This window comes from Nucisporomicrobium flavum (genome assembly GCF_016464385.1).
Lineage (GTDB): Bacteria > Actinomycetota > Actinomycetes > Mycobacteriales > Micromonosporaceae > Actinoplanes > Actinoplanes flavus_A.
Genome location: NZ_JADMLH010000017.1, coordinates 1 through 13,793 on the forward strand (window position 1 = coordinate 1; position 13,793 = coordinate 13,793).

Genomic DNA, 13,793 nt, shown 5'->3' on the forward strand with positions numbered 1-13,793 from the left:
TCAGGCGGGCGTTACGGTGGGCCATAGAGACCTCCGGTTCGGTGAAGCGTCGCAACTTCCACCTCGCCGGAGGTCTTCTCACATCTCAAGCCGACACGCCGCGTCAACAACGCTCGTGATCACTACATCTAGAGCTGCGGTTCCTTGTCGAGCACCCGTTCCGGGCGCTGAAGGGCCAGCCGGAGCGCTCGGGTGGCCCACCGCCGGATTCCGATGTCGTCGATGTCACCGACTCGATCCAGGATCGTCTCGGCATCGGCGTCCGCCAGGTCATCCATGTGCCGCGCCGCCAGGAGCCATCGGCGGACACGTGACACCCGAGCGTCTCGCAGCAGCGCACTCCACCCGGCTTCGGCCGCCTGAGGGTCGAGCGCCGCGAGCATGCCCAGGGTGTTCGCCTTGACACCGGCCGGCTCGTTGGACTCGAGGATCGACCGCAGGAGGGCATGGGTCTCGTCGTCGCCGAGTGCCGCGGACGCGGGCAGGCGGAGCGGCGTGGGTGTCGTCGGCTCCTTCGCCAGCGCGGCGACTCGTGCCCGCAACTCAGGGCTGCGCGCCAGGGGCGACTCGTCGTCACCGGGACCACGGATGGTGAAAGCTGCGAGGGCCTCACGGCGGACTCTGACCGGCATGTGGCTGTCAAATGCCAACGATTCGAGGAACCTCCATTCCCCGAACCGGCGTACCGCGGTGGAGGCCGCTTCGAGGCGCAACATCGCCCGGCGCGGCGGGTGAGCCAGTTCGGTGAGCACCTCGGCGCCGAGCTGCGGGTTGACGTTCACCAGGCTCACGGCGGCCCGCATCCGGGTGCGGATGCGCCGCGACCGTTGTGTCGCGATCCGGCGCAGGACCGTCAGCCCATAGGGGTCCCCGAGATCGGCCAGGACGACCGCGGCCCAGATCGCGTCCAACGCGGCGCCTCCACCGGCCTGCCGCCGCAGCAGGAGCCGCGATCGGGGATCGCCGTAGGCAGCCATCAGGTACTGCAGCTCGATGGTCCGGCGGACGCGGCGCGGATGCCGGCGGATCACGTCGACGAGGCCGGGCAGCGCGTCTCGGCGGCCGGCTCGCAGCATCTCCAGCCGTACGGCGGCCTCCAGCCGGGGGTCCACCGGGCCGTGCAGCATCCAACCGAGAGCGTCGATCTCGCCCAGCTGGGCGAGTCGTCGGGCGGCGGCCAACCGGATCTGCGACTGGCCGGAATGCCGTACGAGCCGTCGCAGCGGTTCCAGATCGTGGCAGTCCGCGACGCGCGCGGCTGCGCCGAACGCCATCGGGAGATCGGGATACCGCTCCGCCACCCTGCCCAAGGCATCGATGGCCGTGTTGTCCGACCGGTCGTACAGACGCAGGGCAGCCAGGTACAGCACCTGCGGCGAAGGAGCAGCCCGGCCCAGCCGGCGCAGCAGATCCGGCTCACCGATGTCCGCCAGGGCGGTGGCTATGTCTACTCGGTGGAGCGGATTGATACCGGGCGCATCGGCGAGAGCCCGTAGCGGTTCGGGATCGCCGCCCTGCGCGAGCTGCCGAGCCGCCGCCAGTCTGTCCCACTCGGTGGTCCGGGCATCGGCCAGTCGCAGGGCGATGGCGTGGCGGGCGAGGACACCGGGAGGTGGCCCGGCGGCCATCGCCGGAACGCCGGACGTGCGGAACCGCAGGAACGGGTCGACGCGGCCACCGTGCTCTTCCAGCGCATCGGCGATCCACGATCGGACGAAGTCGTCCGCGTCGTCGGCGACCTTCGCCAGCAGACGGTTGCCCATGACCGGGTCGATGTCGGCCACACGCCCGGCGACCAGAGCCCGGGTCCAGATCGGCACGTCGTCATCCGACGCCAACTCGACCAGCCGGTGCAGGACGGTCGCGTCGAAGCTCAGGTCGCCGAGGATGCGCAGGGCTTCAGGGGCCTGGTCGGTCTCGTCGGCGATCTGTCGCAGGAGTGCATCGGTGACCCGGATGGCGGTCTGCGGCCGTACCGGCACCCCGTCGGCCACCAGATCGCCCGCCGTGGCGAATTCGCCGCGCTCGAGCAGGGTGACGACCAGGTCGTCGGCGTCGGGCCGGCGGGATGCCGCGAACGCGACGAAGCTCCGGGCCGCGGGGTTGGCTGCCTGGGCGAGCCACGAGCCGGTGTGAAACGTCGCGGCCCCGGCCAGGGCCGCGAAGTACTCCGCGAAGCTGCGGTGGACGAAGACCACCCGCTCCTGACGCAACGTGCAGACGCCCGCGGCCAGGAGCAGGTCGCGCAGCAGCCGGGTGCCGTCCGGGGTCACGGCCGCGAGGTCGTACGGCCCGTCGCGAACCAACCGCTCGGCGGCCACCTCCACGAGGTCGACGTCGGGGTCGGCCAGCCACGCTGAGCCCGCGGCCTCGAGCAGGCCACCGACGTGCCGGCGGATGTCGGCGAAAAGCCACTCCGCCAGGAGCCGTCCCGGTTCCCCACGAGACAGCAGTTCCGGTTCGAGCGCCTCCCGGAAGCGGTCCAGCGAGCGACGGCCGTCCAGCAGATGAGCGACGAATCTGTCGTACAACGCCGCCCGGCTCGACGGCAGCGCCCGGCCGTCGTCGAACTCGTAGACCAGTGCCGCGATCGTGGCCAGGAGCGGGATCCGCGCGACCGGTCCGAGACGGGCACCCGCCACCCGGGCGAGGAACCGGGCAGCGGTCTCGTCGGCGCGACGCCGGTCCCGCGGGAAGCGCGCGGCGAACCACCGGTGGGCGAACTCGTCGAGCTCGGCGCGGTCGAACGGCCGCAGGTCGTAGACGCCGACGTCGGGCCCGTCCAGCGAGACGAGCTCGGATCGCGGCAGCGGCCGGCAGGTGAGCAGAAAACGGTACGGACCGCCGTCGTGCAGCAGATCCCGGATGTGCCACAGGAGCTTCGACCGGTCCTCCGCCATCACCACCTCGTCCAGCCCGTCGATCAGCACGCGCCAGGCATGTCCGCTGCTGGACGGTCGCTCGAAGATGTCCGGCGACAGTACGACGCCGAGGTCGCGGCGGGTGGCCCGGACGATCGCCTCGGGCACGGAGTGATCGACCAGGTCGGAGGCGTGGACGATGACCGCAGTCTCGCCGCCGCCACGCCGGGCCAGCGCCCGCCGAGCGAGATCGCCGGCCACGGTCGCGAGGAATGTCGACTTACCCGCACCCGCATCGCCCAGCAGCACGGCGTGCCGGTGTTCGGCCAGGACGCGGGCCGCGGGGATGGTGTGGCTCTTGTCCGGCTGCGGTCCGACTGCCGCCGCCCGCGACCGGACGTAGAGGTCGGTGAGCGCGGGAACATGCTCGCCGTAGAACCTGTACCGGTGCCGGGCCGCGTCGCTCCGCTGAGCGGTCAGCAGTGGTCGCAGCGCCTTCGCGCCGGGCAGTCGCCTTCGGCGGCGTCCCGCATGCCACGTGCCCCACAGCCCGACCAGGGCCAGCACCGCGGCCGCGATGGACGACACCTTGTCACCGGTGTCCAGGAAGGAGCTCCACTGCGGCATTGCGGCGATCGTAACGTCCTCCCCCGCAGAGAGTCTCTCTGCGAGGGAGGCGCCTCGGGAGCTAGCGTGCGTCGGATCGGAACAGGCGTGGGGCGAAGTCGATCAGGTTCTTCTGCCACGTGTCCCAGCCGTGCGGGCCCGGGGTGACCCCGGCGAACTCGTACCGGATGCCGACCCGGTCGAAGGCCGCCATGGAGGCCATCGTGATCGGGTAGACGAAGTCGGTGACGTTGCCGGTGTAGATGCGCAGCAGCTTCGTCCCGGTGTTGATCGCCACCGGGTCGTAGCCGGTCGGGACGGCCGGGACGGAGAAGCTGATGCCTGCGGAGAACGTACCGATGTAGGCGAACTCACCCGGGTGCTTCTTGAGGATGTCGTACGTCTGGAACCCGCCCATCGACAGGCCGGCGAGCGCCTGCCGCTCCGGGTCGGCGGAGATGTGGAAGCCGGCACGGGCCGCCGGGACGATGTTCTCCAGCAGTTCCTTCGGGAAGTCGGGGACGTTGCCGTTGCCCATCACGACGACCATCGGCACGAGCGAGCCGTCCCGGTACTCGTTGTCGAGGATCTGCTTCGCCCGTCCCATCTCGAGCCAGTCGGTGTAGTTCTGGCCGCCGCCGTGCTGCAGGTAGAGGACCGGGTACGGCGCCGGCCGGGCGGGGTCGTAGCCGGGCGGGGTCCACACGTACGCCGCGCGTTCCTCCCCGGCGACCGTGCTCAGGTACGTGAGCCGGTGCACGGCGCCGCCCTTGCCGGCGGGGACGTCGGCGAGCAGGCGCGACTCCTTGCCGGGTACGAGGAACGAGCTCCACGTCGGTTCCGTGGTGATGTGCGACGGGTTCGACGTGTCCTTCTTCGAGACGCGGTCGACGATGAACTTGTAGTAGTAGAACCAGGGCTTGAGCGGTCCCACGGTGACCCGCCACCGGTCCCCGGAACGGGTGAGCGGCACGTTGACCCAGCTTCCGCCGGGCGCCCAGTTGCCCCAGAGCGTGACGTGCTGCGCCCCCGCGAACTCGGTGCCGGTCTCGGCGGTGACGAAGGTGTCCCCGTTGGCCTCCCGGGTCAGCCACGGGGTCGGGGTCGTACCGGGCGCCGGGGGCGTGAACTCGTGCCGCGGCACCACGTGACCGGCGCTGGGGCCGTGGTCGGACACCGGCTGGAAGAGCCGCGGCGCGAAGTCGACAAGGTTCTCCCGCCACGCCGCCCAGGCGTGGCCGGCCTCCGGGTTCACTCCGTCGAACTCGTGCCGGATGTGCGCCTTGTCGAGCCGGCGCAGCAGCCGGAGGGTGGGGTTGTACGCCGGATCGGTCAGGTTCCCGGTGTAGAGCCGCAACAGGTGGGGCCTCGCCGGGCTGCTGTTCCCGGGGGTCTCATCGGCGAAGACGCCACCGAACGAGCCGGCATAGGCGAAGGCGCCGGGGCGGGCCAACGCGGCCCGCACCGCCTGCACGCCGCCGGCCGACGCACCGGCGATCGCCTGGTGCGCGGGATCACCGGCCACGTGGTACCGCCTGTCGATCACGCGCCGGAGCCGGGACCGCGAAGCCTCGTCCCCGTCGGTCATCACGACCACCATCGGCTCGATCCGGCGCTCCACGGACAGGTTGTCGAGGATCTGTCCGGCGCGGCCCAGTTCGGCCCAGTCGGCGTGCCCGCCGCCCTCGCCGGGCAGCAGGTACAGGACCGGGTACGGGCGCGGGCGGTGGGCGTCGTATCCCGGCGGCGTCCACACCGTCGCCGACCGTCGCTCGTGCGCCGCGGCGTACGGATAAGTGATGGTCTCGATCTTCCCGCCCTGCCCCGGCGGCACGTCGGTGAGGTACCGCGCGGCGTCCCCCGGGACGAGGAAGGTGCTCCAGGTCGGGTCCGACGTGACCGACGCCGGGTTGGTGGCGTCCTTGACGATCTTGGTGTCGTCGCCCCGGAGCCGGTAGCGGTACAGCCCGGCGGGCAGCGGCCCGATGATCGACGTCCAGGCGGTGCCGGAGCGGACGAGGCCGAGCTCCGACACGGCGAACGACGGACCGAAGTCGGCCTCGACGACGACGGAGGACACGTCGCCCATGGTGGCCTGGATGTCCGCCGCCGGGACGGCGAAGGACGCGAAACCGTCGGACACGGTCAGCCACGGTGCCGCCGACCCCGCCGCTGCCGCCGGCTGTGCGCCGGCGGCAGCGGTCACGGTGCCCATCGAAACGGTGACGAGCGCCGCGAGGAACCGGCGTGCGACCCGCCCGCGGTGGAATGACGAAGACATGTGATCCACTCCCTGCTCCGAAGCGGTGCCGGCCGGACCGTGCTCAGTGACCGATGCCCCGGCCGTAGCGGTGCGGGGCGCCCGAGGCGAGCCCCAGATCCTGCTGCAGGACGTCGTACTGGCCCTTCGGGTTCAGCTGCTCGTCGTAGATCAGCGCGGCGCCCTCCTGCGGGTCCTTGAACCAGCCGGGCACCCACGAGTACGCGTCGCCGAAGCCCCACGGCGTGAACGAGATGCAGGCCCGCACGGCCAGGCACGCCTGCAGCGTGCGGGACCAGTAGCTCTCCTGGGCGTACGGGGCGAGCGCGTCGACCGGCTCGTTGACGGCGTCCGCCTTGGTAGCCGTGCGGACGTCCACCTCGGTGAGGGCCACCTTCAGCCCCAGGGCGGCGAAACGCTCGAGGTTGTTCGACAGGTCGGGGTAGCCGTACTGGGTGGAGAGGTGACCCTGGAAGCCGACGCCCTGGATCGGCACGCGCTGCGCCTGCAGCGACTTCACCATCGCGTACACGGCGTCGCTCTTCGCCCCGGTGAACTCGAGGTTGTAGTCGTTGTAGAACAGCAGGGCCCGCGGGTCGGCCTGGCGCGCCCACCGGAACGCGTCGGCGATGTAGCCGGTGCCGCCCCACGCCTTGTACCAGATCGTCTGGCGGGGCTGCCCGTTGTCGTCGAACGCCTCGTTGACCACGTCCCACTGCCAGATGTCGCCCTTGAACTGGCGTACCTCGTCGAAGATGTGCTTCTTGAGGACCGCCTTCACCTCGTCGTTCGACAGGGTGGTGGTGTAGCCGTCGGAGGACAGCCACGCCGGGAGCTGGTTGTGCCAGACGAGCGTGTGGCCGCGTACGAGCTGCTTGTGCTCCTTCGCGAAGTCGACGAGGTCCTGCGCCTTCTCCCAGGTGTACGTGCCGCGGGTGGCCTCCACCTCGGCCCACTTCATCGCGTTCTCCGGGGTGACCGAGGAGAACTGGTCAGCGGTGATCTGCGTGTACTTCGCGTCGACGCCGAGCACGTCGGCGTTCACGGCCGTACCGATACGCAGACCCACGCGGTCGGCGAGCGCCCGCAGCGAATCGGCCGGGTAGGCCGCGGGCGGCGACGGTTTCGCGACCGGCGGCGTGGCGCCGGCCGGCGACGAACCGGCGAGCGTGAACTGTCCGGCCACCAGCACCGCGGCGCTGACGACGGAAAGGGAACTCCAAAGACGACGCACCGGAACTCCTTGCAACGAGGACGAGGAAGCGGGTCTGAAACTTTCGGACATCTTCCGGAAGCAAGACAGGAATCTATGCGCCATGGCTGCGGACGGTCAAGAGACCGTCGCGATCCGCAGCCGCCCTGATCAAGCGGCCCGCGCGTCGGCGGATCGGGCGGGGGTGGGTCGGGCGTACGGACGGTGCCGGAAGCGCCGGGGCTGTGGGAGGTTGTCGCGCGGCCGGTGCGCAGGATCCGGCCCCGGGACGGGCGAGGTGGGTGCATGGACGACGCGCTGGTCGCGTACGGCGCCGGCCGCGCCGATGCGGTCGCCGGGTGCCGCGACGCCGGGCGGGCGCAGGATCCCGTGACGGGTACGGACTACCGCCGCGGCTTCCTCGACGGGCGCCTCGACGTGTTCCGGATGTTCGCCGAGCTCCGCCGCATCCTGGAGGAGAACGCCTGAGCGACGGTCAGGCCGACTCGCGGACGACGAGGTCGGCGGGGAGCGTGACGGTCGGCTCGACCGACTCACCACCCGCGAGGCGCAGGACCTGGCGGGCCATTCTGCGGCCGATGTCCTCGATGGGCTGGTGCACGGTGGTGAGCGGCGGTTCCGCGTACCAGGCGACAGCCGTGTCGTCGAAGCCGATCACCGCGACGTCGCCGGGCACCTGACGGCCGGACTGGCGCAGCACACGCAGCGCGCCGTGCGCCATGAGGTCGGAGGCGACGAAGACCGCGTCGACGCCGGGGTCCTCGGCGAGGAGCCGGCGCATCGCCGCGCCGCCGGAGTCCCGGGTGAAGTCGCCGACCGCGACGGTCGGGCGCAGCGCGCATTCCTTCATCGCGGCGTGGTAGCCGGCGAGCCGGTCGATGCCGCCGGTGACGTCCTGGGCGCCCGCGATGGTGGCGATGCGCCGCCGGCCGCCCGCGACGAGCCGGTGGACCGCGAGCCGGGCGCCGTCGGCGTTGGCGACGTCGACGTGCGGGACCGCGGACCGGCCGCGCGGCCGCCCGTTGACCACGACCGGTACGCCCATCCGGGCCAGCTCGCGGGTGAACGGGTCGGCGCCCAGCGTGGAGGCCACCATCACGCCGTCCACGTAGCGGCCGGCGGCGCGCTGGCGGATGCGGTCGAGGCTGGCCGGCGAGGTGACCGTCTGGAGCACGAGCTCCTTGCCGGCCCCGTTGAGCTCCCGGCTGACGCCGAGCACCAGCGACGGGAAGAACGTGTCGTCGGAGAAGGAACGGCCCGCCGATTCGGTGAGCACGAGGGCGTACGAGTCCATGCGGTTGGTGACGAGCCCGCGGGCGGCCTGGTTGGGCACGTACCCGAGCTCGGCCACGGCCCGCAGCACCGCGGCGCGCAGCTCGTCGGTGACGGACACCGAGCCGTTGACGACCCGGGAGGCCGTGGCTCGCGAGACGCCGGCGCGGGCGGCGACCGCCTCCAGGGTGGGCGCGTGGGAGCCGGGCGAATATCTCTTGGCCTGACGCACGCAAACCTCACAGGAATCGATTGGACGGGCTCGGTGCGAAGGTATCGAGTGGCGTCGCCCACCGCAATTATGATCTGCTTCACCGTACGCCGGTTTCGTATGGCGCAATGATTCACCGGCGCCAATCATTGCGCGGCGGTTTCCGCTGCCCGCGCCGGGAGGCGTCGGCGCCTAAGCGACGCAGGTCACGGTTTGCCGAGGTCAAGCGCGCTGACCTGGATCGCATCGGGCTCCGTGATCACCTATCGAAGTGGTCATCAATGAACATCGGGTTGACGACCGAATACATCGGCGTTTCAAGGTTCATCTGTGTCCGCGGTCACCGCATTTGCCAATGACGACCGTCGACCTCTAGCGTCTTTCGAGTACCGCGGCGCCGACGCCGCCGGCCACCGGAACGGCCCTTTGACCGCCGATTTCCGACGCACCGTGAATCCGATCAGCGGCCCCGCACTGTCGCGGGGCGGTCCCGGGCCGCCCGGCCCGGTGTCGCCGCCGGACACCCCGTTCGATCGCCGGCCTGTGCAACCCCCCTGGGAGCAACCATGCCGACCATTGATCCGCCCCGCAGGGCCACCGCCGCCACCCGGCAGGCGTGGCGGCCCCTGCAACGCTCCACCCGCGTCGCCATCTTCGGCGCCCTGCTCGCGACGATCTTCTACCAGACGTTCCTGCTCGACCCGCAGTACCGCGGGCCGGTCTGGCTGTGGGCGGCGATGCTGCTCGCCGAGGGCCTGATCGCCCTGCACGCCATCGGCACCTGGTGGACCATCCTCGCCCACGACAACCGCGACGAGCCGGTCGCCGTCGCGGTACGCCGCAACCGGCTGCGCGCCGGCGCCGAGGTCCCGGGCATCGACGTGTTCATCACCGCGTACGGCGAAGCGCCCGAGCTGGTCCGCACCACCGTGCGGGCGGCCCGCGACATGACGCTCGCCCACCGCACCTGGGTCCTCGACGACGGCGACAGCGACGAGCTGGAGGAGATCTGCGCCGCCGAGGGCGTGGGCTACCTGCGCCGCGAGGGCGGCCTGCACGCCAAGGCCGGCAACGTGAACGCCGCGCTCGCCCGCACCACCGGCGAGTACGTCGTCATCCTCGACGCCGACCACGTGCCGGAGCCCGGCTTCCTGCTCGAGACCCTGCCGCACTTCGTGGACCCGGACGTGGCGTTCGTCCAGTCCCCGCAGTCGTTCACCAACCAGACGAACCTCGTCTCCACCGGCACCTCGGAGGCGCAGCGCATCTTCTACGAGCTGGTGTGCCCGGGCAAGAACCACTTCAACGCCGCGTTCTGCGTCGGCACGAATGTCATGTTCCGCCGCTCGGCGCTCGAGGAGATCGGCGGGATCGCGACCGGCAGCAACTCCGAGGACATCTGGACCTCGCTGGAGCTGCACCGCAACGGCTGGCGCTCGATCTACGTGCCGCAGGTGCTCGCCCGCGGGCTGGCGCCGGTGGACGTGCCGTCGTACCTGAAGCAGCAGCTGCGCTGGGCCAGTGGCGGGTTCGAGGTGATCCTGCGCGGCGGCCTGTTCCGGCGCGGCAACGGCCTGACGGTCGACCAGCGCCTGCAGTACCTGTTCGTCGGCACGCACTACCTGCTGTCGCTGGCGATGCTGACGTTCATGGTCTTCCCGGCGCTGTACCTGCTGTTCGCGCTCAGCCCGATCCGCGCCGACGGCGTCACCTGGGCGACCCACTACGTGCCGTTCCAGGTGATGGTCCTGGTGGTCACCTGGCTGCAGTCCGGCGGCTTCAAGGGATCGGCCATCGTGGCCAGCATCGGCGCCGCGCCGGTGCACGCCAAGGCGTTCTGGGCGACGCTGCGCCGCAAGTCGGCGAAGTGGAGCGTCACCAACCAGGCCGGCGCGGGCTCCCGGTCGCTGTGGGTCGTGATGCCCCAGCTCGCGCTCGTGCTGCTCAACCTGACGGGCATCGTCGTGGGGCTCGCGGTCATGGCCGACCCGGCGCCCACCTGGCTGTCCGTGGCCTGGGCCACGATGATCGTGCTGATCCTCGGCCGGATCATCCTCGAGTCGGTCAGCGGCGGCCCCGCGGAAACCGGCGGCGGCCCCGCGGAAACCGGCGACCTCGCGGCCGACCGGCCCGCCGTCGCGGCCACGCACTGATCCCATTCCCTCGTTCGAAGGACCATCGCCATGACCAGTGTGATCGAGCACGACCGTATCGAGGAGATCCCGCACGCCGCCCCGGCGCAACGGGAAGCACCGCGCCCCGCGCGCTCCCGGATGCCCGCCGTACGCACGTTCCTCGTGACCGTCCTGCTGCTGGCCGCGGCCGGCGCCGGCGGCACGTACGTGGTGACGCACCGGCTGGCCGAGAGCGCGTTCGTGACCCTCGACGACGCCGTCCTGACCGCGGACGCGCTGCCCGTCGGACCCACCGGTTCCGGCGTGGTGACCCAGATCCTGGTGTCCGGGCAGACCCGCGTCGCCGCGGGACAGGAACTCGCCCGGGTACGCCTGGCCGCCGACCCGGCCCTGGGCACCACCCGGCAGCCACAGGTGGAGACGCTCCGCGCGCCCGTGCCGGGCACCGTGTCCACGATCGACGTGGCGGTCGGCGGCGTGACCGGCGCCGGTGAGCCGGTCGTCACCATGTACGACCACGCCAAGCTCGCGTTCCACGCCAAGGCCACCGAGAAGCAGCTGAACGAGCTGCGGCTCGGGATGACGGCCGAAATCACCGGCCCGGGCATCGACCGCCCGGTGCGGGCCACGGTCGACCACGTCGAGGCGCGCATCGGCCCCGACCCGCTGTCCGACGCCCCGCTCACCGAGGAGCAGAAGGCCGACCACGAGCAGCTGACCGTCGTGCTGGCGCCGCGTACCGACGCCGTGGACACGGTGAGCGCGCTCGTGCCGGGGCTGCGCTACCGGGCCGACATCGACACCAATTCCGCGGTGGGCAGGACCCCCGCAGTGAACGGAGCAGGATGACCATCCACCTTCGGCGGATCGTGACCGCCACCTGCGTACTCCCCGCGGTGCTGCTCACCGCGGCCTGCTGGACGGGCTCCGGCCCGGACGGCCCCGAGCCCGTACCCGCGCCGCCCGCCGCCGGCGCGCTCAGCGAGGGTGCCGCCACCACCTCTCTCGGCGTCCCGACGCCCGGCGGCGAGGCCTCCCTGGCCGGCACCGTCCCGGCGGGCACCGGCCCGAAGAGCAGCCCGGCGCAGGCCGGGAAGGCGCTGAGCGGGCAGGCGCTGCCCACGAACCAGTGGTGGACCTCCGCGCTCACCGGCGCCCCGGCGCAGCCGCTCTGGGCGCGCCCGCTGGCGGTCAAGAACACCGGTGCCGGCCTCGCGGTCAGCGCCGCCGCCCCGGTCGCGTCCGCCAAGGCCGTGGTGACCCCGTTCGCCCCGGCGCTGACCGCGGGTGGCCCGATCACCGCGGTCCGGGTGTCCGGGTACGGCGCCTTCCACGTCGTGCTGCACGCCGACCTGCGCGGCGGCGGCAGCGTGGACGTGACCGTGGTGCAGGGCAGCCCGCTGCTGCACCTGGACTTCCACGATGTCACTCCGTCGCTGGCCTCGACCGGCGCGCTCACCCGTTCCGGCGGGGGCGGCTCGCTCGCCCGGCTCACCGTCGCGGGCCAGCGCTGGGACGTGCAGGCCCGCGACGGGGTGGGCTGGCGCCAGCAGGGCAACCGGTTGACGCCGGACCGTGCGGGCGGCGGCGCGATCGTGGTGGCCCGGGTGCCGGACTCCGTCGACGATGCCCGGTGGACCCGGGCGCTGGCGGACGCGGCCGGCGATCCCGTCATCCGTACGACGTCGAACATGGCGTACGACGGCGTCTCCGGCACGGTCACCCAGACCCTCGGCGTGGAGCGGCAGTCGGGCAAACCGTCGGTGTGGGCGCTGCTCCCCCACCAGCAGGCCGGGCTCGTGCCAGGCGGCGGTGTGGAGCCGATCGGCGGCACGTACGCCGACCCGCTGGGCGCGCTACCGGTGGTGCGTGGCACCGCGGTCCGCGTCCGGGTGCCGATGCCCGGCCTGGTCACCGAGCCGCCGGCGCTCCCGCTGTCCGGCGCGGCCCGCGCCGCGGTGCTCGCCGACCTCGACCGGGACCTGGCGGACAAGCCGGCCACCGCGGACGGCGGCAGCTACTTCGGCCTCAAGGAGCTGGGCCGCCTCGCCACCGTGGCCGAGGTCGCCAAGGGTGCCGGCTCGGCGCCCCGGCAGCAGGCCGCCCTGAAGCGGCTGCGCGCGGGCCTCGTCGACTGGCTGACGTACGGCGGTGCCGGCGATGCCCGCTACTTCGCGTACGACAGGGTGTGGGGCGGGCTGATCGCTGTGCCCGCGGAGTTCGGCAGCGGTGACTACAACGACCACCACTTCCAGTACGGCTACCTCGTACGGGCCGCGGCGGTGCTGGCCGAGGCCGATCCCGCGTTCCTGCGCGACTACGGCGGCGCCGTCGACCTGGTGGCCCGCGACTTCACCGGCAGCCTGGCCACCGAGGGCGCGGAGGGTTTCCCGGCGTTCCGGGCGTTCAACGCGTACCTCGGCCACTCGGCGGCGTCCGGGTTCGCCCCGTTCGCCGACGGCAACAACCAGGAGTCGTCGAGCGAGGCGGTCGCCGCGTGGGAGGCGGTGACCCGGTGGGGCATCGTCTCCGGCGACGAGCGGCTGACCGCGTACGGCGTCACGCACTATGCGCTGGAGGCCGCGACGGCGCGCCGTTACTGGCTCGGTGAGCAGGGTGAGCGTCCGGCCGGGTACGCGCACACCGTCGCCGGCATCGTCTGGGACTCGAAGATCGACTACGCCACGTGGTTCGATCCGAAGCCCGAGTCCATCGTGGGCATCCAGCTGCTGCCGCTGACCTTCGGTTCGCTGTACCGCGGCGCGCCGGACAAGGCGGCCGCCCGCGGGAACGAGCTCACCCGGGACGTCGGCGGGCAGCCGCGGGTGTGGGGCGACCTGTTCGCCGCCGACCTCGCCGTGGCGGATCCCGCGGCGGCCCGGCGCCGGCTCACCGCGAAGCTGCCGCGGGAGGACAGTACGAGCCGGGCGATGGTGCGCTACTGGGTCGAGATGCTGGGCGCGTACGGTCCGCCGCAGCCCGCGGTCGTCGCCGACGGCCCGTACGGGATGGCCTTCGGCGACCGTGAGCACCCTCGCCTGCTCGCGGTGAACCCGACTGCGGAACGCCGGACGGTGACGTTCCGCAGGAACGGCGCGACGACCGCGGTCGTCGTGGTGGATCCCGGGCAGAGCATCGTCCGGCAACCCTGACGGCACCGGACCCCCGCCGGGGGGGGGGGGGGGGGGCGGGCCGCGCCCCCGCGGGTGATGCGCCGCGGAGCCCGGCCGCACAC

8 protein-coding genes are annotated in these 13,793 nt (G+C 72.2%); 4 read left to right on the plus strand and 4 right to left on the minus strand.

What is annotated here, in order from left to right:
- Nucleotides 1–128: 128 nt before the first annotated feature.
- From IT780_RS31410 to IT780_RS31420, 3 genes are all read right to left on the minus strand, one after another.
- Nucleotides 129–3,488 carry an NACHT domain-containing protein gene (locus tag IT780_RS31410; RefSeq protein WP_199515451.1) on the minus strand — a complete coding sequence of 1,120 codons (3,360 nt, stop codon included), beginning with the start codon at nucleotides 3,486–3,488 and terminating at the stop codon, nucleotides 129–131.
- A 61-nt stretch (nucleotides 3,489–3,549) separates the two neighbouring features.
- On the minus strand, nucleotides 3,550–5,748 hold the full coding sequence (locus IT780_RS31415; RefSeq protein ID WP_199515452.1) for an alpha/beta hydrolase-fold protein: 2,199 nt from the start codon (nucleotides 5,746–5,748) through the stop codon (nucleotides 3,550–3,552).
- A gap of 43 nt (nucleotides 5,749–5,791) precedes the next feature.
- A complete protein-coding gene (locus IT780_RS31420) occupies nucleotides 5,792–6,961 on the minus strand; it encodes an endo-1,4-beta-xylanase (RefSeq protein WP_307831479.1) in 1,170 nt (389 codons plus the stop codon).
- A 264-nt stretch (nucleotides 6,962–7,225) separates the two neighbouring features.
- On the opposite strand from IT780_RS31420, the gene IT780_RS31425 reads away from it, so the two are divergent.
- Entirely contained in the window at nucleotides 7,226–7,408 is a 183-nt protein-coding gene (locus IT780_RS31425; RefSeq protein WP_199515454.1) for a hypothetical protein, read from the plus strand.
- Between the two features lie 7 nt (nucleotides 7,409–7,415).
- Here the strand turns inward: IT780_RS31425 and IT780_RS31430 are convergent, their stop codons facing one another.
- Complete coding sequence (locus IT780_RS31430; RefSeq protein ID WP_307831480.1) at nucleotides 7,416–8,444, minus strand: LacI family DNA-binding transcriptional regulator; 1,029 nt, start codon at nucleotides 8,442–8,444, stop codon at nucleotides 7,416–7,418.
- Nucleotides 8,445–8,989: 545 nt separating this feature from the next.
- Between IT780_RS31430 and IT780_RS31435 the strand changes: the two genes are divergently transcribed.
- Genes IT780_RS31435 through IT780_RS31445 form a run of 3 tightly spaced genes read left to right on the plus strand, consistent with a single transcriptional unit; the run spans nucleotide 8,990 to nucleotide 13,710 of the window.
- Nucleotides 8,990–10,576: a glycosyltransferase family 2 protein gene (locus tag IT780_RS31435; RefSeq protein WP_199515456.1), complete on the plus strand. Its 1,587-nt coding sequence runs from the start codon at nucleotides 8,990–8,992 to the stop codon at nucleotides 10,574–10,576.
- 30 nt (nucleotides 10,577–10,606) lie between these two features.
- Nucleotides 10,607–11,407, plus strand: coding sequence for an HlyD family secretion protein (locus IT780_RS31440; RefSeq protein WP_199515457.1), 801 nt, complete (start codon nucleotides 10,607–10,609; stop codon nucleotides 11,405–11,407).
- The gene (locus tag IT780_RS31445; RefSeq protein ID WP_199515458.1) at nucleotides 11,404–13,710 is read left to right on the plus strand and encodes a glycosyl hydrolase; all 2,307 of its coding nucleotides are present in this window, start codon (nucleotides 11,404–11,406) and stop codon (nucleotides 13,708–13,710) included. Before IT780_RS31440 ends, IT780_RS31445 begins: the two co-directional genes overlap by 4 nt.
- Nucleotides 13,711–13,793 lie beyond the last annotated feature (83 nt).